At 67.8% G+C, this 25,678-nt stretch carries 29 protein-coding genes; 17 read left to right on the forward strand and 12 right to left on the reverse strand.

Annotated features, from left to right (window positions below; translation table 11 throughout):
• Positions 1–5 precede the first annotated feature (5 nt).
• The gene (gene soxB, locus J0J01_RS04075; protein WP_296378925.1) at positions 6–1,712 is read left to right on the forward strand and encodes a thiosulfohydrolase SoxB; all 1,707 of its coding nucleotides are present in this window, start codon (positions 6–8) and stop codon (positions 1,710–1,712) included.
• Here soxB and J0J01_RS04080 read toward each other — a convergent pair.
• Both J0J01_RS04080 and J0J01_RS04085 read right to left on the reverse strand, forming a co-directional pair.
• Positions 1,709–2,302 (reverse strand): hypothetical protein, encoded by a 594-nt coding sequence (locus J0J01_RS04080; RefSeq protein ID WP_296378927.1) that lies wholly within the window; start codon positions 2,300–2,302, stop codon positions 1,709–1,711. The genes soxB and J0J01_RS04080 overlap by 4 nt on opposite strands.
• Before the next feature lie 33 nt (positions 2,303–2,335).
• Entirely contained in the window at positions 2,336–3,598 is a 1,263-nt protein-coding gene (locus J0J01_RS04085) for an MFS transporter (protein WP_296378928.1), read from the reverse strand.
• Between the two features lie 25 nt (positions 3,599–3,623).
• On the opposite strand from J0J01_RS04085, the gene J0J01_RS04090 reads away from it, so the two are divergent.
• The 4 genes from J0J01_RS04090 (at position 3,624) to J0J01_RS04105 (ending at position 7,445) form a co-directional block, all read left to right on the forward strand.
• Complete coding sequence (locus J0J01_RS04090) at positions 3,624–4,499, forward strand: ABC transporter permease (protein ID WP_296378929.1); 876 nt, start codon at positions 3,624–3,626, stop codon at positions 4,497–4,499.
• Positions 4,496–5,311 (forward strand): ABC transporter permease, encoded by an 816-nt coding sequence (locus tag J0J01_RS04095; RefSeq protein ID WP_296378930.1) that lies wholly within the window; start codon positions 4,496–4,498, stop codon positions 5,309–5,311. Before J0J01_RS04090 ends, J0J01_RS04095 begins: the two co-directional genes overlap by 4 nt.
• Before the next feature lie 23 nt (positions 5,312–5,334).
• Complete coding sequence (locus tag J0J01_RS04100; protein WP_296378931.1) at positions 5,335–6,378, forward strand: substrate-binding domain-containing protein; 1,044 nt, start codon at positions 5,335–5,337, stop codon at positions 6,376–6,378.
• Between the two features lie 89 nt (positions 6,379–6,467).
• A complete protein-coding gene (locus tag J0J01_RS04105) occupies positions 6,468–7,445 on the forward strand; it encodes an ABC transporter ATP-binding protein (protein WP_296378932.1) in 978 nt (325 codons plus the stop codon).
• Here the strand turns inward: J0J01_RS04105 and J0J01_RS04110 are convergent.
• Together J0J01_RS04110 and J0J01_RS04115 are read right to left on the reverse strand one after the other, a co-directional pair.
• Positions 7,442–7,678, reverse strand: coding sequence for a hypothetical protein (locus J0J01_RS04110; RefSeq protein ID WP_296378933.1), 237 nt, complete (start codon positions 7,676–7,678; stop codon positions 7,442–7,444). The two genes, J0J01_RS04105 and J0J01_RS04110, sit on opposite strands and share 4 nt — an antisense overlap.
• On the reverse strand, positions 7,678–7,881 hold the full coding sequence (locus J0J01_RS04115; RefSeq protein WP_296378934.1) for a DUF433 domain-containing protein: 204 nt from the start codon (positions 7,879–7,881) through the stop codon (positions 7,678–7,680). Before J0J01_RS04115 ends, J0J01_RS04110 begins: the two co-directional genes overlap by 1 nt.
• 35 nt (positions 7,882–7,916) lie before the next feature.
• On the opposite strand from J0J01_RS04115, the gene J0J01_RS04120 reads away from it, so the two are divergent.
• A complete protein-coding gene (locus tag J0J01_RS04120; RefSeq protein WP_296378935.1) occupies positions 7,917–8,588 on the forward strand; it encodes an AroM family protein in 672 nt (223 codons plus the stop codon).
• Positions 8,585–9,793, forward strand: coding sequence for an FAD-dependent oxidoreductase (locus J0J01_RS04125; RefSeq protein WP_296378936.1), 1,209 nt, complete (start codon positions 8,585–8,587; stop codon positions 9,791–9,793). Before J0J01_RS04120 ends, J0J01_RS04125 begins: the two co-directional genes overlap by 4 nt.
• Here J0J01_RS04125 and J0J01_RS04130 read toward each other — a convergent pair.
• Together J0J01_RS04130 and J0J01_RS04135 are read right to left on the reverse strand one after the other, a co-directional pair.
• Positions 9,790–10,470 (reverse strand): class I SAM-dependent methyltransferase, encoded by a 681-nt coding sequence (locus tag J0J01_RS04130; protein WP_296378937.1) that lies wholly within the window; start codon positions 10,468–10,470, stop codon positions 9,790–9,792. The two genes, J0J01_RS04125 and J0J01_RS04130, sit on opposite strands and share 4 nt — an antisense overlap.
• Positions 10,467–11,039, reverse strand: coding sequence for an NAD(P)H-dependent oxidoreductase (locus tag J0J01_RS04135; RefSeq protein ID WP_296378938.1), 573 nt, complete (start codon positions 11,037–11,039; stop codon positions 10,467–10,469). The genes J0J01_RS04130 and J0J01_RS04135 overlap by 4 nt, the downstream gene beginning before the upstream one ends.
• A gap of 42 nt (positions 11,040–11,081) precedes the next feature.
• On the opposite strand from J0J01_RS04135, the gene J0J01_RS04140 reads away from it, so the two are divergent.
• From J0J01_RS04140 to J0J01_RS04155, 4 genes are all read left to right on the forward strand, one after another.
• Positions 11,082–12,161 carry a DUF917 domain-containing protein gene (locus tag J0J01_RS04140; protein WP_296378939.1) on the forward strand — a complete coding sequence of 360 codons (1,080 nt, stop codon included), beginning with the start codon at positions 11,082–11,084 and terminating at the stop codon, positions 12,159–12,161.
• Entirely contained in the window at positions 12,158–13,240 is a 1,083-nt protein-coding gene (locus J0J01_RS04145; protein WP_296378940.1) for a DUF917 domain-containing protein, read from the forward strand. Before J0J01_RS04140 ends, J0J01_RS04145 begins: the two co-directional genes overlap by 4 nt.
• Positions 13,237–14,775, forward strand: a complete 1,539-nt coding sequence (locus J0J01_RS04150; protein ID WP_296378941.1) for a hydantoinase/oxoprolinase family protein — start codon at positions 13,237–13,239, stop codon at positions 14,773–14,775. Before J0J01_RS04145 ends, J0J01_RS04150 begins: the two co-directional genes overlap by 4 nt.
• 84 nt (positions 14,776–14,859) lie before the next feature.
• Positions 14,860–15,279: a CHRD domain-containing protein gene (locus J0J01_RS04155; protein WP_296378942.1), complete on the forward strand. Its 420-nt coding sequence runs from the start codon at positions 14,860–14,862 to the stop codon at positions 15,277–15,279.
• A 6-nt stretch (positions 15,280–15,285) separates the two neighbouring features.
• On the opposite strand, the gene J0J01_RS04160 is transcribed toward J0J01_RS04155, so the two are convergent.
• The 3 genes from J0J01_RS04160 to J0J01_RS04170 are packed head-to-tail and all read right to left on the reverse strand — an operon-like array spanning position 15,286 to position 18,337.
• Positions 15,286–15,687 (reverse strand): GNAT family N-acetyltransferase, encoded by a 402-nt coding sequence (locus J0J01_RS04160; protein ID WP_296378943.1) that lies wholly within the window; start codon positions 15,685–15,687, stop codon positions 15,286–15,288.
• Positions 15,684–16,379 (reverse strand): alpha/beta hydrolase, encoded by a 696-nt coding sequence (locus J0J01_RS04165; protein ID WP_296378944.1) that lies wholly within the window; start codon positions 16,377–16,379, stop codon positions 15,684–15,686. The genes J0J01_RS04160 and J0J01_RS04165 overlap by 4 nt, the downstream gene beginning before the upstream one ends.
• A 14-nt stretch (positions 16,380–16,393) precedes the next feature.
• The gene (locus J0J01_RS04170) at positions 16,394–18,337 is read right to left on the reverse strand and encodes a potassium transporter Kup (protein ID WP_296378945.1); all 1,944 of its coding nucleotides are present in this window, start codon (positions 18,335–18,337) and stop codon (positions 16,394–16,396) included.
• Between the two features lie 135 nt (positions 18,338–18,472).
• Here J0J01_RS04170 and J0J01_RS04175 point away from each other — a divergent pair, with 135 nt between their 5' ends.
• The 3 genes from J0J01_RS04175 (at position 18,473) to J0J01_RS04185 (ending at position 20,220) form a co-directional block, all read left to right on the forward strand.
• Positions 18,473–19,678, forward strand: a complete 1,206-nt coding sequence (locus J0J01_RS04175) for a cytochrome P450 (RefSeq protein WP_296378946.1) — start codon at positions 18,473–18,475, stop codon at positions 19,676–19,678.
• A gap of 81 nt (positions 19,679–19,759) precedes the next feature.
• Positions 19,760–20,032, forward strand: coding sequence for an AAA family ATPase (locus J0J01_RS04180; protein ID WP_296378947.1), 273 nt, complete (start codon positions 19,760–19,762; stop codon positions 20,030–20,032).
• Positions 20,029–20,220 (forward strand): hypothetical protein, encoded by a 192-nt coding sequence (locus tag J0J01_RS04185; protein WP_296378948.1) that lies wholly within the window; start codon positions 20,029–20,031, stop codon positions 20,218–20,220. The genes J0J01_RS04180 and J0J01_RS04185 overlap by 4 nt, the downstream gene beginning before the upstream one ends.
• A gap of 411 nt (positions 20,221–20,631) precedes the next feature.
• Here J0J01_RS04185 and J0J01_RS04190 read toward each other — a convergent pair whose 3' ends face one another.
• Entirely contained in the window at positions 20,632–21,045 is a 414-nt protein-coding gene (locus tag J0J01_RS04190; protein ID WP_296378949.1) for a VOC family protein, read from the reverse strand.
• A gap of 254 nt (positions 21,046–21,299) precedes the next feature.
• On the opposite strand from J0J01_RS04190, the gene J0J01_RS04195 reads away from it, so the two are divergent.
• Positions 21,300–22,175 carry a TauD/TfdA family dioxygenase gene (locus tag J0J01_RS04195; RefSeq protein ID WP_296378950.1) on the forward strand — a complete coding sequence of 292 codons (876 nt, stop codon included), beginning with the start codon at positions 21,300–21,302 and terminating at the stop codon, positions 22,173–22,175.
• Between the two features lie 125 nt (positions 22,176–22,300).
• Positions 22,301–23,341: an aromatic ring-hydroxylating dioxygenase subunit alpha gene (locus J0J01_RS04200; RefSeq protein WP_296378951.1), complete on the forward strand. Its 1,041-nt coding sequence runs from the start codon at positions 22,301–22,303 to the stop codon at positions 23,339–23,341.
• Positions 23,342–23,377: 36 nt separating this feature from the next.
• Here J0J01_RS04200 and J0J01_RS04205 read toward each other — a convergent pair whose 3' ends face one another.
• Positions 23,378–23,923 carry a VOC family protein gene (locus J0J01_RS04205; RefSeq protein WP_296378952.1) on the reverse strand — a complete coding sequence of 182 codons (546 nt, stop codon included), beginning with the start codon at positions 23,921–23,923 and terminating at the stop codon, positions 23,378–23,380.
• A gap of 191 nt (positions 23,924–24,114) precedes the next feature.
• A complete protein-coding gene (locus J0J01_RS04210) occupies positions 24,115–24,891 on the reverse strand; it encodes an aldolase/citrate lyase family protein (RefSeq protein ID WP_296378953.1) in 777 nt (258 codons plus the stop codon).
• A 74-nt stretch (positions 24,892–24,965) separates the two neighbouring features.
• Between J0J01_RS04210 and J0J01_RS04215 the strand changes: the two genes are divergently transcribed.
• Positions 24,966–25,592, forward strand: a complete 627-nt coding sequence (locus tag J0J01_RS04215; RefSeq protein ID WP_296378954.1) for a glutathione S-transferase C-terminal domain-containing protein — start codon at positions 24,966–24,968, stop codon at positions 25,590–25,592.
• Positions 25,593–25,678: the final 86 nt, after the last annotated feature.

A 25,678-nucleotide genomic window follows, 5' to 3' on the forward strand; every position in this document is an offset into this window, starting at 1 on the left:
TGGCCATGACACTCGGCCGCCGCGCGCTGCTGCAGGTCGCAGCCGCGACCGCCATGCTGGGCGGCCGCGCAGCGGTCGGGCAGAGGAGCGCGCCGACGCAAGGCGACCTGCTGCGCTTCAAGGCGACCGGGCAGGTCACCCTGCTCAACTTCACCGACCTGCACGCGCAGCTGATGCCGCTCTATTTCCGCGAGCCGTCGGTCAATGTCGGCGTCGGCGCGGATCGCGGGCTGCCGCCGCATCTCGTCGGCGAGAAGCTGCTCGACGCCTACAAGATCGGCCGCGGCAGCGTCGACGCCCATGCGCTGGCCTGCACCGACTTCGAGGCGCTGGCGCGCACCTACGGCCGGATCGGCGGGCTCGACCGCATGGCCACCCTGATCAAGGCGATCCGCGCCGAGCGCGGCGACAAGGTGCTGCTGCTCGATGGCGGCGACACCTGGCAGGGCAGCTACACTGCGCTGCAGACCAGGGGCGCCGACATGGTGCGCATCATGAATGCGCTGAAACCCGACGCCATGACCGCGCATTGGGAGTTCACCTACGGCGCCAGGCGGGTCGAGGAGCTGGTCAAGCAGCTCGAGTTCCCGTTCCTCGCCGGCAACGTGAAGGAGGCGACCTGGGGCGACCCGGTGTTCCAGCCTTCGGCGGTGTTCGAGCGCGGCGGCCTGCGCATCGGCGTGATCGGCCAGGCCTTTCCCTACACGCCGGTTGCCAACCCGCGCTACCTGATCCCGGATTGGTCGTTCGGCATCGACGAGGACAAGCTCGCCGCCAACGTCGAGAGGCTGCGCAACGACAAAGTCGACCTGGTGGTACTGCTGAGCCACAACGGCTTCGACGTCGACCGCAAGCTCGCCTCGCGCGTCAAGGGCATCGACGTCATCCTGACCGGCCACACCCACGATGCGCTGCCGATGCCGGTCAAGGTCGGCGACACGCTGCTGGTCGCGGCCGGCAGCCACGGCAAGTTCCTGGCGCGGCTCGACCTCGACGTGCGCGACCGCCGCATCGCGGCGTACGAGTTCCGGCTGATCCCCGTGCTGTCCGAGGTGATCGAGCCCGATCCCGAGCTCACGGCGCTGATCCTCGAAGCGCGCGAGCCGTATGGCGACCAGCTCGCCAAGGTGCTGGGCCGCACCGAATCGCTGCTCTACCGCCGCGGCAACGTCAGCGGCACCTTCGACGACCTGATCTGCCAGGCGCTGCTCGCCGGGCGCGACGCCGAGATCGCGCTGTCGCCCGGCTTCCGCTGGGGCGCGAGCCTGCTGCCCGATCAGGCGATCACCGGCGACGATCTCTACAATCAGACCGCCATCACCTATCCCGCGGCCTATCGCAGCGAGATGACCGGCGAGTACCTCAAGCAGGTGCTCGAGGACGTGGCCGACAACCTGTTCAATCCCGATCCCTACTACCAGCAGGGCGGCGACATGGTGCGCGCCGGCGGCCTCGCCTACACGCTGACGGTCGACAAGCCGATCGGCCAGCGCATCTCCGACATGGTCCTGCTGCGCACCGGCGAGAAGATCGATCCGGCGAAGAAGTACGTGGTCAGCGGCTGGGCCTCGATCAACGAAGGCACCGAAGGCCCGCCGATCTACGACCTCGTCGCCAGGCACATCGAGCGCGTGCAGACGGTGCGGCTGGAGCCCAACCGCCACGTCAAGGTTGTCGTGGCCGACCCTGCCGGCCTTGTGAACGACAGCTAACGCAATACCTGCGAGGCCAGCGCCTGCAAGAATCGCTCGGCTGCGGCGTCGCCCTGCGGCGAGTTCTGGTGCCAGTCGAGCCTGACCTTGAGGAAGTGGTTGCGGAAGCCGGTCACCAGCAGCTGCAGCTTGTCGGCCGAGCGCGTCGACACGACCGTGCCTGTCTCGACGACGCAGCGAAACGTCATGCTGCCGACGACGCAGTCGGCCGGTCCTTTCAGCACGGCGACCCGTTCGTACTTGCCGGACTGGCTGAGCTCGCCCTGGGATTGCTGGAACTGCTGCAGCACGGCGGCCGCGGTCGCGCCGTTCGGAATGGCGGTCTGGCCGAGCGTGTAGAGATAGATCGAGGCCGACAGGGTCTGGGGCACCTGGTAGTGCCACGACTGGCCGAGCCTCGGCTCGTTGTAGCTCTTGCCGTAGTCGATCGAGCGGGTCCGGCTCGCATCGGCGATCCGGTCGGGAAATGTCACCTTGGTCGCGGCATGGAAGGCCGGCGCCGGCACGATCTGTGACTGCGGCGCCTGGGCGAATCCCATCGTCGGCAGCAGCGTTAGCGTCACGATCGCAATCCATCGACTGAACGACATCGTCTCCCCCCAAGCCGGGCAGAAGTGTAGCAATCAACCCGATGCGTTGTCCGGTGCTCGGAAGTAGGCGAGCGAGCCCAGCACCAGCCCGCCGGCCAGGGTGGCGAACACCAGCCGGTAGGCAAGGTCGCTCGCGCCGAAGCCTTCGACGATGTAGCCGGTGACGGCGGGCAGGACGGTCAGCCCGAGGCACTGCGCCATGTTCACCGTCGTCACCGCGCGGCCGCCGAGGCGGTCGGGGAACAGCGTGCGGCCCTGCGCCACGATCACCGTGCCGAAGGCGCAGCAGAAGCAGATCGCGACCAGCAGCACGACCGCTACCGGCAGCGACGGCTTGGCGATCGCCGCCAGCGCCAGCAGCAGCGCCGCCGTCACGTAGGTGCCGAGGATCACCGCCTGCTTGCGCGAGTGCAGGATGCGGTCCATCGGGCCGTAGCACAGGATGCCGATGGTCTGAGCCAGCCCCATCGCCAGCAGCACGTTGCCGCGCTGCATGCCGTCGAGCTTATGCACGTCGTAGAGATACGGCCCGCCCCACACGCCGAGCACCGTCAGCATGGTGGCGTAGGCGAAGAAATGCATGGAGAGCAGCGGCAGCAGGCCCTTGGTCCGCCAGACCTGCCACAGGCCGCGGAACACGTCGCCCAGCGGCTCCTTGTGCGTGGTCGGCAGGGTCGAGCCGGGCGGCCGGTCACGCACGACGGCGTAGAACAGCACCGCTACCAGCAGGGTGAGCGCGGCCAGTCCGAGGAAGCCGTTCCGCCAACCGATCTCGGCAGCGACCCAGGCGAGCGGCGTGGCGCCGGCAAGCGTGCCGAGGTTCGAGGCGGCGAACACCCAGCTCAGCGCCGTCGACAGCTCACGGGCGCTGAACCAGCGGGCGCACAGGAAGACCACCGACATGAACGAGGCGTCGCAGCCCACGCCGACGATGATGCGGCCGGTGATCAGGTCGGCGGCGTTGGCCGCATGCGCGATCCAGACCGCGCCGACGACCGCGAGCAGCGATACCGCCGAGACCGTGCGCCGCGCCCCGAAACGGTCGAACCACAGCCCGACCGGGAGCTGCACCGCGAACAGCGCGAAGAAGAAGGCGCTGCCGGCCCAGCCGATCTGGCGAGCGCTCAAGTGCAAGTCGCGCGCCAGCTCGGGCGCGATCACGGAATTGGAGACTCGATAGAACTGGCTGAGGCAGGTGACGGCGATCAGCAGCACGAGCAGCGGCAATTTCGATGCCATGTCGCGGCGCTCGTACCACGGAGCGACCGCGATGTCCTTCGGCGTGGACCGAAGCATCGACCTGCGCCACGATGCGGAACCTATGACTGTCGTTTCCCATCGTCCGTCGCCGATCGCCTGGCTGATCGCTCCCGCCGTCCTGCTGTTCGTGCTGTTCTTCGTGCTGCCGTTCGGCGTGATGGCGGTGATGTCGGTCTACTCCGGCAATCCGGTGACCAATCCCAACGCCTTCCTGACGACGCGCCACTACGAGCGCTTCATCTTCGACACCGCCGGCATCTTCCACGATTCGCTCTGGGCGACCTTGCGCATCGGCCTGGTGACGACCGTGGTCTCGCTGCTGATCGGCTATCCGCTGGCGCACTGGATGGCGCGCATGCAGTCGCGGCTCGGCCATGCGCTGGCGCTGATGGCGGTGATCGCGCCGCTGCTGACCGGCATCGTGGTGCGCACCTTCGCCTGGATGACCATCCTGCAGGACAAGGGCGTCATCAACACTACCCTGATCGGGCTCGGCCTGATCCAGAAGCCCTTGCCGCTGATGTACAACGAGTTCGGCACGGTGGTTGCGCTGGTCCATATCTACGTGCCGTTCATGGTGCTGACCTTGATCGGCGTGATCGGCCGCATCGACGAGCGGCTGGAGCAGGCCGCCCGCAGCCTCGGCGCCGGCCGCTTGCGCGCCTTCGTCGAGGTCACGTTGCCGCTCAGCCTGCCCGGCATCCTGGCGGGCTCGCTGCTGGTGTTCGCGCTGGCGATCAGCGCCTACGTCACGCCGTCGCTGATGGGCGGCACCGACGTGCTGACCCTGCCGATGCTGATCGCCCAGCAGGTCGGCACCAGCTTCAATCCCAACTTCGCCGGCGCGCTGGGCGTCATCCTGCTGGCGGTCTGCCTGGTGATCGTGATCGCCTATAACCGCATCCTGGCCCAGCTGTCGGGCGAGCAACTGGCATGAGCGCGGCGCCGAAGCGGAGGCCGTTCGACGCCGGCAGCGCCGCCTATCTGGCCCTCAATCTCCTGCTGGTCGCGTTCCTGCTGGCGCCGATCGCCATCGTCGTCGTGTTCGCGCTGAACCCGACGCCGTACATCTCCTTCCCGCCGGTCGGCGTCAGCCTGCGCTGGTTCCAGAAATTCTTCGCCGGCAGCGACTTCATGAACGCGCTCGCCCTGTCGCTGTGGGTGGCGCTCTGCGTGCTCGTGCTGTCGGTCGTGATCGGCGGCGCCTGTGCGCTGGCCCTGGCGCGCGGCCGGCTGCCCGGGCGGACCTTCCTCACGGCGTTCTTCATGTCGCCCTTGATGCTGCCGGCCATCCTGACCGGCCTGGCGCTGTTCCAGTCCTACCTGCTGGCCGGCATCGGCCGGCCGGTGTGGGGCCTGATCATGGCGCACACCCTGGTCGCCGTGCCATACGTTCTGCGCACCACCCTGGCGGTGCTGCACAATTTCGACCATCGCATCGAGGAAGCCGCGGCCGCGCTGGGCGCCAGCCCAACTCGCGTCTTCTTCGAGGTCACCTTGCCGCTGATCCGGCCCGGCGTGTTCGCGGGCGGGGTGTTCGCCTTCATCGTCTCGTTCGACCAATTCCCGGTGTCGCTGTTCCTGGTGATGCCCAAGAATGAAACCCTGCCGGTGGTGCTGTTCAACTACATGAAGTTCGACCTCGACGGCGCGATCGCCGCGGCCTCGATGGTCTCGATCTTGCTGGCGCTGTCGGTGGTGCTGGCGCTGGAAAGGCTGATCGGCCTCAAGGCCTACGTTAAGCTGTGATCAAGAAAGCAGGAGGGGTTCCCATGATCTCACGTCGTTCCATGCTTCGTACCGGCGCCAGCCTGGCGGCCGCAGCGACTGTCGGCACGCCCGCAATTTCTCACGCCCAGACCAAGACCCTCAAGATCACCACCTGGGGCGGCAAGTGGGGCGACATTATGAAGGCAACGGTGCTGCCGGTCTTCGAGAAGGAGTTCAAGTGCACGGTGTCGGCCGACCAGGCCTTCCCGTTCATGCCCAAGCTGCAGGCCAGCGCCAAGAACGATCCGCTCTACGACGTCTTCCACACCAACTCCAACGAGCAGTGGAGCGCTCTGACCGAGGGGCTGGTGATGGACAAGTTCACCACCAAGGAAGTGCCCAACGTCGCCGACGTCCATCCCTGGTCGGTGAGCGACAAGATCGTCGGCGTCGCCATCTTCACCTCGGCGATCGGGCTGGGCTATCGCACCGACAAGGGCCTGACGCCGCCCAAGTCGTGGAAGGATCTGGCCGATCCCAAGCTCGCCGGCGCGCGCGGAGGCTACCTGATCCCGGTCAACAGCCTCGGCCAGTGCCACCTGATGATGCTGGGCAAGGTCTACGGCAAGGGCCTGCAGGACCTCGACGCCGCCTACAAGGCGCTCGAGCAGCTCAAGCCGATCAAGCTAGTCGATTTCACCGGCCAGATGGAGAAGATGCTGCTGAGCGGCGAGGTGTCGGAGGGCGTGATCCACGATTCCGGCGTCTACCGCTACGAGGGCCAGAACCAGCCGGTCGACTTCGCCAGCCCCAGCGAGGGCGTGATGGCGCTCGAGCAGGTGCTGAACGTGCCGCCGGGCAGCAAGGTCAAGGAGCTGGCCTACGCCTACATCGACTACATGCTGCGGCCCGACGTGCAGAAGCTGCTGGCCGAGGGCGTGTGGTATTCGCCGGCCAACAAGAAGGTGAAGCTCGACGCCAAGTACGACGCCAAGCTGCTGACCAGGCCGGAGAAGGTCGCGACGCTGATCCAGCCCGACTGGAAGTGGTACAACGCCCGCAAGGACGATATCGACGCCCGCGTCACCAAGATCCTGAAGGGTTAGATGTCCGCAGGCTGTCATCCCGAGCGAAGCGAGGGATCTTTGGAGCAACAGGAAAGATCCCTCGGCCAGCGGCTTCGGGATGACAGGGCATGACATCCGCGACCATCAAACTGGAGAACGTGACCAAGACATTCGACGGCAAGGTCGTTGCCGTCGACGGGGTCACGCTCGACATCGCGGCCGGCGAGTTCTTCTCGCTGCTCGGCCCCTCGGGCTGCGGCAAGACCACCTCCTTGCGCATGATCGCGGGCTTCGAGATGCCGGACTCGGGCCGTGTCCATGTCGGCGGCCAGGACATCACCGACGTGCCGGTGCACCGCCGCGACATGGGCATGGTGTTCCAGTCCTACGCGCTGTTCCCGCACCGCACGGTGGCGCAGAACGTGGCCTTCGGCTTGCGCATGCGTGACGTGCCGAAGGCCGACATCGAGCGCCGCGTCGCGGCCGCGCTCGCCCAGGTCGCGCTGACCGGCCTGGAGGATCGCCGCCCCAGCCAGCTCTCCGGCGGCCAGCAGCAGCGCGTGGCGCTCGCCCGCGCGCTCGTCATCGAGCCGCGCGTGCTCTTGTGCGACGAGCCGCTCGGCGCGCTCGACCGCAAGCTGCGCCAGCAGATGCAGTTCGAGCTGAAGGAGCTGCAGCGGCGGCTCGGCGTCACCCTGGTGTTCGTCACCCACGACCAGGAAGAGGCGCTGGCGATGAGCGACCGCATTGCCGTGATGAACCATGGCAAGGTCGAGCAGGTCGGCGCGCCGACCGAGATCTACGAGCGCCCGCGCACCCGCTTCGTCGCCGACTTCATCGGCGAGATCAACCTGCTGGAGGAAGGCGGCCAGGGACGCGCGCTGCGCCCAGAGAAGATCCGCCTCGTGACGCCGGCGGAGGCGCGGGTTTCCGGCACGATCGAGACCGCCAACTTCCTGGGCGGCGCGACGTTATACCGGGTGCAGGCCGGCGGCCGCACCTGGCTCGCCCGCGAGACCCATGCCGGCGAGCGCAGCCCGCGCGGACCGGGCGATCCGGTCGGCCTCGCCTGGAACGATACCGACGTCGTGGCGCTGGACGCTTAGTCGCGAAGCCAGTGAAAGCGCGCGCTCGCCTCGCGTTCGGCGATCTCCACTGTCTCGAAAAATGACGCATGGCGCGAGAGAGGCAACCACCCTTCGTAAATCAAACGGCCATCGAACTCGTTTCGACGCCAATACTCTTCAATCATTTGGAACGTGCCGTCGGGTCTTTCGACGATCACCGCGCGCCGCTTGCCGTCACTGCTCTCGAGGCTCTTGATGGTTTTCGATTGCATCACGCTCCTCGAACCAACTCAGAGGCATATGCGAGTGCCTGATGGATATCCTCGCGCTCCAAGGCGGGATATTCCCGAAGTACCTCCTCAAAATCCGCGCCATGCGCGATTTGCGACACAATCACGTACACCGGGATGCGCATGCCGCGGATGCAGGCGCGCCCACCCATGATCTCGGGATCGAAGGTGATGCGGTCGAACATGACGACAGCGTACTCCTGTCTGGTATGATCCTGCCATGCCTCGCACCCTCGGGATCATCACCATCGGCCAGGCGCCGCGCGACGACATCGCCGATCTCTTCGCTCAGCACGCGCCGGCTGGCACCAAGGTGCTGCTGCGGGGTGCGCTCGATGGCCTGAGCGACGCCGAGGTCGATACGGCGAAGCCGGAGAACGGCGGCGACACGCTCTATACCCGCCTGCGCGGCAGGCGCGACGTAAAGATCTCCAAGAAGGCGGTGATCGCCCGCTCGCCGCAGACCTTCGCGAAGCTCAGGGCCGACGGCTGCGACGCGATCGTCTATGCCTGCACCGGCGAGTTTCCGCCGATGGAGGGCGACGAGGGGGTGCTGTTCCCGTCACGGGTGCTGAACGGGTTGGCGACAGGGCTTCTGCCGCGCGGCCGGCTCGGGCTGCTGATCCCGCTCGCCGAGCAGAGCGAGAAGCTTGCGTCGAAATGGGCGCGGCCGGGGCTGGAGGTGTTCGCCGAGGCGCTGGCGCCCAGCGCCGATGCGCGCGAGGCCGATGCCGCGGCACGGCGGCTGGCGGCGCGGAAACCCGACCTCGTGGCGATGGACTGCATGAGCTACACGCCCGCGACCAAGGAGCAGGTGAAGCCTGCCCTCGGCGTGCCGGCGCTGCTCGCCATCACCGCCACCGGCCGCGTGCTGCGCGAGATACTCGAATGATCCGGACCCAGTGCTGCATCGTGGGCGGTGGGCCCGCGGGCATGATGCTGGGGTTCCTGCTGGCGCGGTCGGGCGTGAGCGTCATGGTGCTGGAGAAGCACGGCGATTTCCTGCGCGATTTCCGCGGCGACACCGTTCATCCCTCGACGCTCACGGTGATGCAGGAACTCGGCCTGCTCGAAGAATTCCTGCGGCTACCGCACCACAAGATCCATCGCTTCGCGGGTTACTTCGGCGGCGAGAGGGTGGAGATCGCCGATCTCACCCACCTGCCTGTGCCCGCGCCCTACATCGCCATGATGCCGCAATGGGACTTCCTCGATTTCCTGGCACGGCACGGCAAGGCCTATCCCGGCTTCACGCTCCTGATGCACGCCGAGGCGCACGGCCTGATCGAGGAAAGCGGCAAGGTCGCGGGCGTGCGCGCCACGATCGACGGCCAGTCCGAGGAGATTCGCGCCGATCTGGTGGTCGGCGCCGACGGCCGGCATTCGACGGTGCGCGAGGCAACCGGCCTCAAGGTGCTCGACCTCGGCGCGCCGATCGACGTGCTGTGGTTCCGCCTCAGCCGGCAGGCCGGCGATCCCGGCGAGGTCATGGGCCGCTTCGATGTCGGCAGCATCCTGGTGATGCTCGACCGCGGCGATTACTGGCAATGCGCCTATGTCATTCCCAAGGGCGGTGCCGGAAAGGTGCGCGCAGCGGGCCTTGCGGGGGTGCGGGCGACGATCGGGCGGCTGGTGCCGGCCTTCGCCGGTCGTCTCGGCGAGCTCGGCTCGATGGATGACCTCAAGCTGCTCACCGTCGGCGTCGACCGGCTGGAGACATGGTGGAGGCCCGGCGTGCTGTGCATCGGCGATGCCGCGCACACCATGTCTCCGGTCGGCGGGGTCGGCATCAATATCGCCATCCAGGACGCGGTCGCGGCGGCGAACATCCTGGCCGTACCCTTGCGCGAGGGGCGGGCGACCGACGCCGACCTCGCCGCCGTCCAGGCGCGACGGCTGTTCGCCGCGCGCGCCACACAGGCCGCCCAGGTCTTCGTGCAGAACCGCATCATCGCGCCGACACTCGCGTCAGGCGGAGCGCTGCATGTGCCGTTCGTCCTGCGCCTGATGCAGTGGCTGCCGTTCCTGCGCCGCGTTCCGGCCCGCCTCATCGCCATGGGCGTGCGGCCCGAGCACGTCCACACGACGCCCGCCTAGCGCGTCGCCGACACCAGCAGGAAGGACGGCCGCCGATGGTCGATCTTCCACTCCGGATGGGCCGCGATCTCCTCGCGCGTCGGCCCCCATTCTTCGACCCGCTGCACGCTGAAGCCGGCGGCGATCAGCAGGTTGAGAGTGGTCGCGAGCGTGCGGTGCTGCTTGACCACGCCCTTGGCCAGCCAGTCGGTGGCGCGCGGGCCCTCGTCGAGATAGTCCGGCCCGGTCTCGGTGTAGAGCGGATGCTCGGCAGAGAAGACGAAGCGGCCACCCGGCGCCAGGCCCCGATGTACCGCTGCGAACAGGCGGCCGAGCTGCTCGAGGTAGTGCAGGGTGAGCGAGCTGTAGGCCAGATCGAACGACGCGGGCGGCAACTCGAGCGTCTCGAGATCGGCCTGGCGATAGGCGATTGCGGGATCGGATGTCGTTTCGCGCGCGCGCGTCAGCATGTTGGCCGAGACGTCGAGGCCCAGCACCTCGGCCGCGCCGGCGCCGCGCGCCCAACGACAGAACCAGCCGAAGCCGCAGCCGAGATCGACCACCCGTTTGCCCGTCAGGTCGGGCAACATCGATTTCAGCGTCGGCCATTCCGGCGCGCCGTCGAGGCCATCGACGGAGCGCCGGAGCTGCGCGTAGCCGGCGAAGAAGCCGGCGTTGTCGTAGATGTTCTGGGTCACTTCACGTGCGCGTGGGCCCGGTGCTGGCGTACCGACAGCACCAGCGCCGCGCCGAGATCGGTCAGCAGCTTGGCGCCCACCTCGTCGGTGAACTTGCCGTCGGCGAATTTGCTCGGCGCCGCGCCGATCATGACCTCCGGCTTGTTGACCATCCGGCCGTCGAGAAAAATCATCATCTGGCGCAGGTGATATTGCGCGCGGGCCGTGCCGAGCGGGCCGCCCGAGGCGCCGAACTGGGCCATCGGCTTGCCGGCGAAGGGCTGCGGCGTCAGGCGCGACAGCCAGTCGATGGCGTTCTTCAGCACGCCCGAGACCGAGTAGTTGTATTCCGGCGATGCAAAGACGATGCCGTCGGCGGCCAGCGTCTTCTGCTGCGCGGCCTGCACCTGAGCCGGGAAGCCCTGTGCCTGGATGTCGGCGTTGTAGAGCGGCCAGTCGCCGATCTCGATGGTCTCGACCTTCACGCCCTGCGGCAGGCGCTCGATGAAGGCCTGCAGCGCCAGGCGGTTGAACGAGGCTTTGCGCAGGCTTCCGCAGAACGCGACGAGGTTGATGGTTGGCTCGGACATTGCCTTTGCTCTCCTTGAGGACAGACGGCTACATAGCAAACCATGGCTCTGCGTGACATCACCCTGGAGGACATCGAATCGCTGGCGGTCGGCGCCTGGGTGCTGGGCACCGGGGGCGGCGGCAGCCCCTATCTCGGGCTCCTGAACATGCGCGCCCTCTACAAGGAGGGTGATCGGGTTCAGCTCATGTCGTCTGCAGACTTGGCCGACGACGACTGGGTCGGCGCCGTGTCCAACATGGGCGCGCCGCTGGTCGGGCAGGAGCGGCTGACCGACAGCCGTACGATAGCGCGCGCCGTGGCGCTGATGGAGGAGCACGTCCGCGTGCGTTTCCGCGGAATCATGTCGCTGGAGATCGGCGGCGGGAACTCGATCCAGCCGCTCATGGCGGCGGCGCACCTGAAACGTCCGGTGATCGATTCAGACATGATGGGCCGCGCCTATCCCGAGGCGCAGATGACCTCGGTCGCGGTCGGCGATCTCAAGCCCTGTCCGCTGACCACCGTCGATGTGCGCGGCCTCGAATCGGTGGTCGAGAGCGTGCCGACCTGGAAATGGATGGAGCGGGTCAGCCGCAAGATCTGCGTCGAGTACGGCTCGATCGCCTCGACCTGCAAGGCGCCGCGCACCGGCGCCGAGGTCAAGAAGTGGGGCATCCACGGCACCACGACCAAGGCGATCGCGATCGGCGCCGCGGTGCGCGAGGCGCAGCGCAAGCATGAGGATCCGATCGCGGCGATCCTTTCGGTCGAGCCCGGCAAGGTGCTCTATCGCGGCAAGGTGACCGACGTCGAGCGCCGCGCCACCGAAGGTTTTTTGCGCGGGCGCACCCGGTTCGACGGCATGGACGCGTTCCGCGGCGCCGCGATGGAGATCAATTTCCAGAACGAATGGATCGTCGCCTGGCTCGACGGCAAGCCGGTCGCCATGTCGCCCGACCTGATCTGCGTGCTCGATTCGATCTCGGGCGAGGCGGTCGGCACCGAGACCATCCGCTACGGCCAGCGGGTGACGGTGATCGCGCTGCCGCCGCCGCCGGTGTTCCTGAGCGCGAAGGGCCTGCAGCATGTCGGGCCGCGCGCCTTCGGCTACGACATCGAGTTCAAGAGCGTGTTCGCATGAAGCGTCGGCAACTCTCCCTCGACGACATCGAATCGCTTGCCGTCGGCGCCTGGATCCTGGGGACTGGCGGTGGCGGTAATCCGTACCTGCCGCTGCTCAACATGCGCATGCTCTATAAGGACGGGCATCGGGTCGAGCTGATGGACGCGGCCGATCTTGCCGACGACGACTGGGTCGGCACGGTCGCCAACATGGGCGCGCCGCTGGTCGGGCAGGAGCGGCTGACCGACAGCCTGACGCTCGCCAAGGCCGTGACCGTGATGGAGCGCCATCTCGGCCGGCGTTTCGCCGCGCTGATGAGCATGGAGATCGGCGGCGCCAACGGTGTGCGGCCGTTCATGGCGGCCGCCCATCTCAATCTGCCGGTGGTCGACAGCGACACCATGGGCCGCGCGTACCCCGAGCTGCAGATGACCTCGGTCGCGGTCGGCGGCCTCAGCGGCGATCCGGTCAGCCTGGTCGACGTGCGCGGCTTCGAGAGCATCGTGCACAAGGTGCCGAACTGGAAATGGGCCGAGCGCATCGGCCGCAAGATCTGCGTCGAATACGGCTCGGTCGCCGCCACCTGCCAGCCGCCGCGCACCGGTGCCGAGGTCAAGCAATGGGGCATCCATGGCACCACGACCAAGGCGATCGCGCTGGGCACCGCGGTGCGCAAGGCGCAGCGCGAGCACACCGATCCGGTTGCGGCGATCCTCTCGGTCGAGCCGGGCAAGCTGCTTTACACGGGCAAGGTGATCGACGTGGCGCGCCGCGCCACCGAAGGTTTTTTGCGCGGCATTGCCCGATTTGATGGGATCGACGACTTCCGCGGCTCGCAGCTCGCCATCAACTTCCAGAACGAATGGATCGTCGCCCATCGCGACGGCGAGCCGCTCGCCATGACGCCCGACCTGATCTGCGTGCTCGATACGGCTTCGGGCGAGGCGGTGGGCAGCGAGACGATCCGCTACGGCCAGCGCGTCACCGTGATCGCGCTGCCGCCGACCCCCATCTTCCTCACCGCTAAGGGCCTCGAGCATGTCGGCCCGCGCGCCTTCGGCTACGACCTCGATTTCAGGAGCGTGTTTTCGTCATGAGACGCATCGGCATCGACGTGGGCGGCACCAACACCGACGCCGTTTTGATCGAAGAAGGCAAGGTGGTGCGCGCCGTCAAGGCGCCGACCAGCGAGGACGTCACCACCGGCATCCTCGACTCGCTGAAGAGCCTCGGTTCGACCGGCGTGCTGGCCGGCAAGAAGATCGACGGCGTGATGATCGGCACCACGCATTTCATCAATGCCGTGGTCCAGCGGCGCAGCCTCACCAAGGTCGCGGCGCTGCGGCTCGGCATGCCGGCCTCGGCCTCGCTGCCGCCGTTCTGCGACTGGCCGGAGGACCTCGCGGCGCTGGTCCGCGGCGGCGTCTGGATGGTCGAGGGCGGCCACGAATACGACGGCCGGCTGTTCATGCCGCTCGACGAGGCGGCGGTGACCGGGGCCGTGCAGGAGATGAAGGCCGCGGGCCTCAGGTCCGTCGCCATCTCCGCGATCTTCTCGCCGCTCGATCCCGGCCACGAGCGCCGCGCCGCCGAGCTGGTGGCCGCGGTGATTCCCGACGCCGTCATCACCTGCTCGTCCGATCTCGGCCGCATCGGTCTGCTCGAGCGCGAGAATGCCGGCCTGCTCAACGCCGCGCTGGCCGACCTTGCCCGCGACACCATCGCGGCCTTCGAGACGGCGATCGCCGATTCCGGCATCGCCGCGCCGCTGTTCATCACCCAGAACGACGGCACCGTCGCCGAGGCGGGCCAGGCGCGGCGCCTGCCGGTCTACAGCTTCGCCTCCGGCGCGACCAACTCGATGCGCGGGGCGGCCTATCTGTCCGGGCTTGCCGACGCCATGGTGATCGACGTCGGCGGCACCACGGCCGACGTCGGCCAGCTCAAGCACGGTTTTCCGCGCGAAGCCAATTCCGTCGTGAAGGTCGGCGGCGTGCGCACCCTGTTCCGCATGCCCGACCTGCTGTCGATCGGTCTCGGCGGCGGCAGCCACGTGCAGCTCGATCCGCTCAAGGTCGGCCCGGTCTCGGTCGGCTATCGCCTGCTGAAGGAGGGCATTGCCTTCGGCGGTCGGCAGCTCACCACGACCGACGTCGCCGTCGCGTCCGGCGTGCTGAACCTCGGCGACAGGAAGAAGGTCGCGCATCTCGACGCCGCGACCTGCAAAAAGGTGTTCGACGAAGCCGCGCGCCTGGCCGAGGAGGCGATCGATCGCATGAAGACCGAGGCGGGCGACGTGCCGCTGATCGCGGTCGGCGGCGGCGCCTTCCTGATCCCGGAGAAGCTGCCCGGCGTCTCTCGGGTGGTCCATGTCGAGCACGGCGATTGCGCCAATGCCGTCGGCGCCGCCATCGCCCAGGTCTCGGGCGAATGCGACCAGATCTTCAAGGACCTGAGCCGCACCGATGCACTGGCCGCGGCGCAGGGCATCGCCAACGACCGCGCCGTCGCGGCGGGGGCGGCGCGCGCCTCGCTCACCACCATCGAGAGCGAGGACATGCCGCTCGCCTACCTGCCGGGAAATTCAGTCCGCGTCCGCGTCCGCGTTGTCGGAGATGTCGCCGCCGGCTGATTCCCCCCTCAAGAGAATGTGTTTTGGCGGATCGCGCCGCTTTGGCGACTCTCCTGCGCTGCAAACAACCAGGAGGACTGCGTCATGAGGACGACATTACTGACCGCTGCAGCGTTGCTTGCGCTTACCCCGGCCGCGTTCGCCGCGACCGAGACCTACACCGCCGATCTCAAGGGTGCCAGCGAGGTGCCGGCCGTCGACAGCAAGGGCTCGGGCGCGCTGACTGCGACCTATGACACGGCGAGCAAGAAGCTCACCTACACCGTGAGCTACAAGGACCTGAGCGGCCCAGCGACGATGGCGCACTTCCATGGTCCGGCTGACGCCAAGGCCAATGCCGGCGTTGCCGTGCCGGTGAAGGACATGGCGCCGGCGACCCTCAAGGGGGAGGCGACCCTGACCGACGCGCAGGCCGCCGATCTGCGGGCCGGCAAGTGGTACTTCAACATTCACACGGAAAAGAACAAGGGCGGCGAGATTCGCGGTCAGGTGACCAAGAAGTAGCCGTCGCTATTTTTCGCGCCGATACAGGAAGCAGTTGTCGGCGTGGGGCATCTTGATGCCCTGGTAGAAGGTCATGGCGGTCGGCGCGGACAGCAGCAGCGTGGTCGTCTGCGCGCCGCCGGCGGCCTTGCGCGTCTCCTCGATCAGGCGCTTGCCGATGCCCTTGCCCTGGAAGGCGCGGTCGACCGCGAGGTCCGACAGGTAACAGCAGAAGCAGAAGTCGGTCAGCGAGCGGGCGAAGCCGATCAGTCTGCCGTCCTCGCGCGCCGTCACGAACAGGTTGCTGTGCTTGAGGTACCGCTCGACCCGGCCGCGGTCCTCGACCGGCCGGTTGAGGCCCGACTTCCTCACCACGTCGATATAGTCGTCGGCGCCGAGATAGTCCTCGGTGGCGTAGGCGATCGTCATTGCGTGAGCCATCTCCTGAGCGCGGCCGAGACCTCGGCCGGCTTCTCCAGCGGCGCCATGTGTCCGCATTTGTCGATCACCACCAGCTGAGAATGGCCGATGTCGGCAGCCATTTCCTGGGCGCGCGCCAGCGGCGTCGCGATGTCCTGGCGGCCGACCAGCACCAGGGTCGGCTGCTTGATCTCGACCAGCAGCGGCCGGCTGTCGACCCTGGCGATCATCGCGGCCTGCGAGCGGCAGAAGCCGTCGGCGCCGACCTCGGCCGCCATCTCGACGATTGGCTGGATGATCGACTGGTCGTCGAGATGCTCGCGATGCACGATCTGCGGCAGCAGCGACGGCTGCACGCCGTGGAAGCGGCCGAGCCTGGTCTGCTCGATGAAGCCCTTGCGGCGCGCCGTCGCCTCGGGCGTGTCGGGTGTCGCCTGGGTGTCCATCAGCGCGAGCCGCGTCACGCGCTCAGGCGCCCGCCGCAGGATCTCGAAGGAGACGTAGCCGCCCATGGAGAAGCCCGCGAGCGCGAAACGCTCGGGCGCGGCCTTCAGCGTGGCCTCGGCCATGGCGCCGATCGAATCGTGGTGCCACAGCTCGGGCACGATCGGCTCGGCCAGGTCGGCCAGGTCGGCGATCTGGCGTTCGTAGAGACGGCGCGTGTTGAGCAGGCCCGGCAGCAGGACGAGTGGTTGAGGCATCAGGGTTTGCGGCATCAAACCTGGATCTGGTTGCCGAGCTCGATCGCGCGGTTGGGCGGGATGCGGAAGAAGGCCTTGGTCGCCGAGGCGCTGTGGCTGAGCGAGATGAAGAAGTCGCGCCGCCACCGGCCGAGCTTGGAACGGCTCGCCGGCACCAGGGTCTCGCGGCCGAGGAAGAAGCTGGTCTCCATCTCGTCATAGGCGATGCCATGCGGCCGGCAGGCGCGCAAGGCCGCCGGCACGTCGGGCTGCTCCATGAAGCCGTAGCGCGCGACCACCGAATAGAAGCCCTTGCCCAGCCGCTCGACCGTGACCCGCTTGACCTCGGGCACCCGCGGCACGTCCATGGTGTCGACCTGCATGATGATGATCCGTTCGTGCAGGATCTTGTTGTGCTTGAGGTTGTGCAGGAAGGCCGGCGGCGTCGAGGAGGCGTCGGCGGTCAGGAACACCGCGGTGCCGGCGACGCGATCGGGCGCGCGCTCCATGCGCTCGAGGAACTTCGGCAGCGGCAGCGCGCCCTCGGCGAGGTCGGCGGTCACCAGCTCGCGGCCGCGCCGCCAGGTCGTGATGGTGAAGAACACCAGCGCCGCCACCAGCAGGGGCAGCCAGCCGCCCTCCGGGATCTTGAGCGCGTTGGCGATGAAGAAGGCGGCATCCGGGATCGCCAGGAAGCCGAATACGGCGACCGCCACCGGCCACTTCCACTTCCACACCAGGATCGCCACCGCCAATGCCAGCGCGGCATCGACCAGCATGGCGCCGGTGACGGCGAGGCCGTAGGCGCCGGCCAGCCGGTCGGACGAGCCGAAGCCCACGACGAGGGCCACGATCGCGCCCATCAGCAGCCAGTTCACGCGCGGCAGGTAGATCTGGCCGATCTCGGTCTCCGAGGTGTGCAGGATCGCCATGCGCGGCAGGTAGCCGAGCTGGATCGCCTGGCGGGTCAGCGAGAACACGCCCGAGATCACCGCCTGCGAGGCGATCACCGCGGCGAGGGTCGAGAGCACGACCAGCGCCAGCGTCATCTCCTGCGGCACCAGCTCGAAGAAGACCTGCTTCACCACCGTGGGGTCCTCGATGATCAGCGCGCCCTGGCCGAAATAGTTCAGCATCAGGCCGGGCAGCACGATGCCGAGCCAGGCGAGGCGAATCGGCTTGCGGCCGAAATGGCCCATGTCGGCATAGAGCGCCTCGGCGCCGGTGACCGCCAGCACGATCGAGCCGAAGGCGAGGAAGATGTAGATGCCGCGGTCGGCGATCAGGGTGATGCCGTACATCGGGTTGAGCGCCACCAGCACCTGCGGGTGCTTGGCGATCTGCCAGGCGCCGAGCACGCCCAGCACCAGGAACCATACCAGCATCACCGGCCCGAACAGCCGGCCGACATCGGCGGTGCCGCGGGACTGCAGCATGAACAGCCCGACCAGGATCAGGAGCGACATCGGCACCATGTAATTGTCGAGCCCGGGCGCCACGGCCTGCAGGCCCTCGACGGCGGACATGATCGTCATCGCTGGCGTGATCATGGCGTCGCCGTAGAACAAGGCGAGACCGATCACCGCGAACAGCGTGATCCAGCGCCGGACGGTGCGGCCGCGGCCGTTGAGGCCCTGGGTGGCGAGCGTCGCCAGCGCCAGCACGCCGCCCTCGCCCTTGTTGTCAGCGCGCATGATCAGGGTGACGTATTTCACCGTCACGGTGAGCGTCACCGCCCAGAACAGGATCGACAGCACGCCCAGCACGTGCCGCGGCGTCGGGGTCATACCCGAGCCGTGGGTGAAGACCTCGCGCAAGGTGTAGAGCGGACTGGTGCCGATGTCGCCGAACACCACGCCCAGCGCGCCCACGACCAACGCCGCCGCGGCCGCCTTGGCGGGTGTTTGGCCCGCTGCGCCGCCGCCATGAGGCAGGGTTACGGCTGAAAGGGGCGACGGACGGGTATCGTCAGGGGCCATAGGTGAAACGCCGCCCAGAGGGGGCGGCGGGGCGACGGTTTGCGCCCACCCCTCCGGCCTGTCAACGCGCCAATCGCAGGGCCGTTGCGACGAAAGCGCTTGACTCGCACGTCCCCTGCGGGCGGGCTGGAGGGCATGACCGAGCACGCAGATGTCGGCGATCCAAGGCTTTACCGCGAGGATAGCTGGCGGCCGCACTTCGCGCGGCTGCGCGCCGAGGACCCGGTCCACCGCCATCCGGAGAGCCCGTACGGGCCCTACTGGTCGGTGACCCGCCATGCCGACATCCTGAAGGTCGAGCTCGACCCCGCAACCTATTCCTCGGCCTCGGCGAACGGCGGCATCCAGCTTACCGACCAGCCCGCGGGCGAGGAGCTGCCCAACTTCATCCGCATGGACCCGCCGCGCCACACCGCCCAGCGCAGGACGGTGGCGCCGATCGTGGCGCCGTCCAACCTCGCCAACCTGACGGCGACCATCGAGCAGCGCACCGCGGCCCTGCTCGACGGCCTGCCGCGCAACCAGGAATTCGACTGGGTCGACAAGGTCTCGACCGAGCTCACCGCGATGATGCTGGCGACGCTGTTCGACTTCCCGTTCTCGGAGCGGCGCCGCCTTACCCATTGGTCGGACGTCGCGATCGCCAACGTCGATGCCGAGGACGCGGTGGTGAAGAGCAACGCCGAGCGCATGGCCGAGCTCAGGACGATGGCCGCGACGATGGCCGAGCTGTGGAAGGAGCGCACCGCGGCGCCGCCCAAGTTCGACCTGATCTCGATGATGGCGCATTCCGACGCCACGCGGGACATGCCGCTCAACGAGTTCATCGGCAACTTCGCGCTGCTGATCGTCGGCGGCAACGACACCACGCGCAACTCGATGACCGGCGCGCTGCTCGCCTTCGCGGCCTACCCCGCGGAACGCGCCAGGCTCGAGGCCAGCGAGGCGCTGCTGCCGTCGGCGGTCTGCGAGATGATCCGCTGGCAGACGCCGGTCATCCACATGCGGCGCACCGCGACGCGCGACACCGAGCTCGCCGGCAAGACCATCCGGAAGGGCGACAAGGTGGTGATGTGGTACGTCTCGGGCAATCGCGACGAGAGCGTGATGGAAGATCCCGAGGCTTTCCGCATCGACCGGCCTCGGGTGCGCCAGCACCTGTCGTTCGGCGCCGGCATCCATCGCTGCGTCGGCGACCGCCTGGCCGAGCTGCAGCTCCAGATCCTGTGGCGCGAGATCCTGAAGCGGAACCTCCGCCCCGAGATCCTCGGCGAGCCGGTGCGGCTCTACTCGAACTTCATCCGCGGCATCCGCTCGCTGCCGGTGATCCTCCGCGCCTGAGCCAACTGCCGGCTGCCACGCGCTGACACGCCGGCTGGCAGCGGCGCCGGACACCGCCGCGCTGATCTACGGGCCGGCGGGGTGGGCAAGAGCTTCCTGGCGCTCGGGCTCGCGCTGGCCGCAGCCGGCGGCGGCAGCTTCCTCGGCTGGACCGCTCCCCGGCCGCACAACGTGCTCTACCTCGACGGCGAGATGAGCCCGCAGGCGGTGGCCGGCCGGCTGCGCCTGTTCGGGCCGCCGCCGCCGGCGCTCCGGATGTGGCTCGCGGCCGAGCCGGGGGCGGCGCGTCTCGACCTGTCGACCTTGAGGGGGCTCCGGCGCCTGGTCGAAAGCTGGGGGACGTCGACCTGGTGATCGTCGACAGCCTGTCCAGCCTGACCGGCCGCGTCTTCCAGCGCGACACCGAGCGCCGGCAGGAGCTCCGCTATTTCCTCGGCCTGCAGAAGCGCGTCGGGCGGGCGATCGTCATGGTCTCCACCACGCCAACCGCGAGGGCGCCCTGCGCGGCACCAGCCGGCGCGCCGATGCCATGGACGTGGTGATGGCGCCGCGCCGTCCGCGCGACTGGCCGCCGGCCGACGGCGCGCGCTTCGAGCTGCGGCTGGAGAAGGCGCGCCATCAGACCGGTTCGGCACTTGCTGCCATCGAGGCGCAGCTCTGCACCGGGCCCGACGGATTCGCGCAGTGGCAATGGCACAGGGGGAAAGTGCTGCGCTGCGCCGCGCCGCGCCGCCGCCCTCCTGCGACAGGGCCTGAGCGCGGAGGCGGTCGGCAAGGCGATCGGTGTCTCGCCTCGGACGGCCTACCGCCTGCAGCGCAAGGCGCGCGAGCCGGGATGGGCCCGCAGAACATCCGACTACGAATCAGAAGGTCGGGCGTTCGACTCTCTTCGGGCGCGCCATCGTACGATTTTGTGCGATATCGCCGCGCGGGCGCGACCAGCACGCTTGGCGTCAGCCCGTAGCGACGATCGTTGGACGGGTCGGCGCATGACAAACCGCCTCGATGCGATGACCGTCGGGATCCAACACGAAAGCGCCGTAGTAGTCGGCGTGATATTGCGGCCGAAGCCCGGGCGCGCCGTCGTCGCGCCCCCCGGACGCGAGCGCTGCCACGTGAAAAGCGTCAACCGCGGCGCGGTCGGGAGCGAGGAAGCAGATGTGCGCGCCGGGAATCGGCGTCCTCACCTCGGCTTCGTGGGTGATGGTGAATTCGACGCCGGGCGACCCCGGTGCGGCGCCATAGTCGGAACCACGGCTTTCGCCGAAATCAACGATGCGCACGAGGCCAAGGGGTCGCAAAACAGCATCGTAGAAACGGCGACCACGGTCGATATCGGTGACACCCAGTGAGACATGATCCAGCATGGAGCGTTCTCTCTCGACAAAGGTCCCGCGAAGAGTAGCGCAACATCGCAGAAAGATGGCATCTTCGGGCACAGGAGCGGGTGGCGGGCTCCGGCATGAGTCCACGCCGCGTTCCCCTTCGGCAACTCCTTCCCATTTCGCGGCTTCGCACCCCCTCCTATGCGCGGCGGACCTTCGCCCGACAAAAATCCGTGTTGGTCGCCGTGCGGACTTCGATCAGGATGATCCACCCGTTCTCCAGAAGGGAGCACCTCATGACCGTCACCATCACGCCGCTCACGCCCGTATTCGCTGGCGAAGTCGGCGCGATCGACCTGCGCCAGGTGCATGATCGCGACTCGCTGGAGGCGATCCGCGCCGGCATGGACAGGTACGCCGTGCTGGTGTTCCGCGATCAGGACTTCACCAACGAAGAGCAGCTCGACTTCGCTCGACGTTTCGACGGCACGCTGCATGCCCGTACGTCCTCCTCGGCGATCGGCAACAACCGGTTCGGCAACGAGGCGCTGGCCGACGTTTCCAACGTCGACCGGGACGGCAAGATCCGGGACGCGAGCAACCGCATGCGCGCCTCCTCGGTCGCCAACCGCCTGTGGCACACCGATGCATCGTTCGTCGATCCGCCGGGCCGCTACTCGATGCTGTCGGCGCGGGTGGTCCCGCCGGTGCGGGCCGATACGGAGTTCGCCGACATGCGCGCCGCCTACGATGCGCTCGACGCGGAAACCCGCGCCTCGATCGAGGAGCTGCGCGTTTATCATTCCATCGTCTATTCGCGTCATGTGCTCGGCTTCGACTTCAACGAGGACGAGCAGAGCAAGCTGAAGGGAGCCGTCCATCCGCTGGTGCGCACCATCCCGCGCTCCGGCCGCCGCGCGCTCTATCTCGCCTCGCACGCCGCCCATGTCGTCGACTGGCAGGTGCCGGAGGGCCGGCTGCTCCTGCGCGACCTGATCGACCATGCCACGCAGCCGCAATTCATCTATCGCCACGTCTGGCGGCCGCATGATTTCGTGATCTGGGACAATCGCTGCACGATGCATCGCGCCCGGCCGTTCGACGACAAGACCCATCGCCGCGAGCTGCGCCGCACCACGACGCTCGACCTGCCGCTGCCGGCCTCGGCCTAGGTCCGCCTCATGCAGGGCGCCACGGCCTAGCGCGCGCCCTACCGCCAAGCCGGGCGCCGGCGTACAGTCCCGGCCGCGGGCGTAAACACGGGCGTGCTTCTGTCGTCCACCTCCGGGAGGTCACGATGTTCATCCGCGACGCTTGGTACATTGCCGCCTGGGCGGATGAGCTCGGGCAGAAGCCGTTGGCTCGCCGCATCTGCAACGAGCCGGTCGTTCTGTTCCGGGACGGCGAGGGGCGAGCCGCCGCGCTCGTCGATCGCTGTTGCCACCGCGCGGCGCCGCTGTCGCACGGCGAGGTCGTGCCGGCTGGCCTGCAATGCGGCTATCACGGCCTCACCTTCGACAGCAGCGGCAAGTGCGTCGCGATACCGGGGCAGGGCAACATTCCCGACAGCGCGCGGGTGCGGAGCTACCCGCTGGCGGAGAAGAACCAGTTCCTCTGGATCTGGATGGGCGAGCCGGCCCGCGCCGACGCGAGCCACATCGTCGATTTCCCCTACCATGACGACAAGGCCCGCTGGCCCAACAAGCACGACTGCTATCCCATCAAGGCCAACTACATGCTGATGGTCGACAATCTCATGGACCTGACGCATCTCGGCTATCTGCACGCCCGGACCGTGGGCGGCAATCCGGCGGCGCATGTCCATGCCGAGATGAAGACCGAGCACACCCCGACCGGCATCAAGTTCACGCGCTGGATGCGCAACTCCGTGCCGCCGCCGAGCTACGTGAAAGCGGCGGGGTTCCAGGGGCGGGTCGATCGCTGGCAGGAGTTCGAATGGGTCGCCCCCAGCTCGATCCTGCAATGGACCGGCGCTGCCGACGTCGGGACCGGCGCCTACGAGGGCAAGCGTGAAGGCGGCTTCCAGTTCCGCCTGTTCCACGGCTTGACGCCGGAGACCGAGACCTCGTGCTTCTATTTCTGGTCCTGCGCCAACGGCTATCGCCAGAACGAGCCCGAGGCGACGGAGCAGCTCTATCGCGAGATCGCGCCGACCTTCGTCGAGGACAAGGAGATGGTGGAGGCGCAGCAGTCACGGCTCAGCGAGCTGGGCGAGCCGGGGCTGGTCAACATCGTGTCGGACACCAATCGCGTGGTCATGCGGCGCTTCATCGAGCGACTGATAGAGCAGGAGCGTGGAGCGCTGGCAGCAGAATAGGCCGATCCTCCCCATTCAAATGGCGAGGGCTCCGCTTCACTCGTGGGAACGGAAGCTGTTGTTGACGGTCCGGTCGCCGGCCATCCACCGTTTCAGCGAGTCATGCGCGGTGGCACGCTGCCAGGCGTCGATCTCCGTCGCATTGTCCGGGTCGGCGGTGAACTCCACCATCAATCCGTCGGGATCTGACGCGTAGATCGACTTGCAATAGCCGTGGTCGCGTTCGCGGACGGCAATGTTCTCGGCGGTGAGGCGCCGCTTGATCTCGTTCAGGGTCGTCTCGCTGACCGCCAGGGCGATGTGCACGTAGAACGGCTGCTGCCGGGCCTTGAATTTCGCCGCGACGTCGGGATCGGCGAACTGGAAGAAGGCGAGCGCGCCTCCGTCGCCGATGGCGAAAAAGGTGTGGGCGAAGGAAATCTCCCGGCCGGGAAAGTCGGGCGATTGGCCCTGCTCGATCCACGTCGCCACCAGCGGCAATCCCACGATGTCCTCATAGAAGTGCCGCGTCCGCTCCTGGTCGGCGCAGACATAGGCATTGTGGTGAAGTCGGAAGGGCAACTCGCTGAGGACGCTGGTCATGGCCGGGGTTCCTCCTGATTGGTAGTCTAACACACTCCTCCCTCGTCATACGGGGGAGGTGGCCGCGACGGAGGGGGAGGGCGACGCGGCCGCTCTTGCCGGTTTCAGATCATGATCTGAAATGATCGATATGTGTTTTGGGGCTCTCCCCCTCCCGGCCTCCCCGGTCTGACGGGGGAGGGGAATGAAGATTAGTCTTTCCGCACGGTCGCCACGCCGGCGGCGAAGGCCTGTTGCAGCAGCCAGACGTCGCCCGCGATGGCGACGAAGTCGTAGCCGAGCGTCACGAACTCCGCGCATTGCCGCGCATCGACGCCGAGCCGGCCGGCCGACTTGCCGTGCTTCTTCGCCGCCGCGATCGTAGCCTGCTCGTGCTTCAGGAACTGCGGGTCGCCGAAGGCGCCGGGCTTGCTCATCGCCACCGAGAGATCGTTGTGGCCGAGCCACAGCGCATCGACGCCGGGCAGGGCGGCGATCTCGTCGGCGGCATCGGCGCCGCGCGGGTCCTCGACCTGCAGGATGATCACGGTGCGCTCGTTCTGTTCGGCGAAGCGGTCGAGCAGGGGCTCGCTCCGCATCGCGAAGCGCTCGTGGGCGAGGCCGAGCGCCACGCCGCGCGTGCCGTCGGGCCAGTACTTGGCGGCGTCGAGCACCGCCTTGGCCTGGGCCACCGACGACACGATCGGCACCATCACGCCCTCGGCGCCGGCATCGAGCGCGCGCGAGATGTGATGACGTTGTTGTGAAGGCACGCGCACGATCAGCGGCAGCCCGGCCGCCTGGCAGTAGCGCACCACCTGGCGCACCGTGTCGAAGCCGAAGCCGGTATGTTCCATGTCCAGCACGGCATAATCGGCGCCGGCGGCCTTCAGGATCTGGCCGATCCCGGGCGTCGCGAACTCGAACAGGAACGTCCCGACCTTCGTTCGCTGGTTACCGATCAGAGACCGCAAAGTCTGTGATGTCATTGCGCTGTTCCCCCGTTCGCCATGCTGATGCTAGCGTTCGCCGTCCTGCACGACACTCTCAAAGGGAGACTGCCATGAAGCTCTATTACATGCCCGGCGCCTGCTCGATCGGCATCCATGTTCTGCTCGAGGAGATCGGCAAGCCGTACGACCTGCAGAAGATCGACGGCGCCAAGCAGGAGCAGTACGGCCCGGACTTCGTGAAGCTCAATCCGAAGTCGAAGGTGCCGACCCTGCAAAAGGACGACGGCTCGGTGCTGACCGAGTTCCCGGCGATCGCCACCTGGCTCGCCCGCAAGAACCCCGACAAGAACCTGCTGCCGGCCGACGCCGACGCCGAGGCGCGGGCGCTCGAGGCGATGGACTACGTCGTCTCGACCATGCACATGCAGGGCTTCAGCCGCATGTTCCGCCCGGGCAACTACGCGCCGACCGAGGCCGACCACGACACGGTCAAGGCGCGCGGCAAGGAGATCATGGAGAAGGGCCTCGCCATCATGGACAAGGCGCTCGACGGCAAGGAGTACGTCGCCGGCAAGTTCTCGGTCGCCGACGCCGCGCTGTTCTACGTCACCTTCTGGGCGGCCGGCCGCATGAAGATGCCGCTGCCCAAGAACGTCGCCGCCCACTACGAGCGAATGAAGGCCCGCCCGGCCGTCAAGCGCACCGTCGAGCAGGAAGGCTTGACCGGCGCCGTCTGACCCCGCGCTGCGGCTCGCCCCACGACGGACGTTCGTGGGGCGGCTTCGCGCCGCGAACGACATTGACCGCCGCAGACCCGTCTCCC

Source organism: Reyranella sp. (genome assembly GCF_017305915.1).
Classification (GTDB): domain Bacteria; phylum Pseudomonadota; class Alphaproteobacteria; order Reyranellales; family Reyranellaceae; genus Reyranella.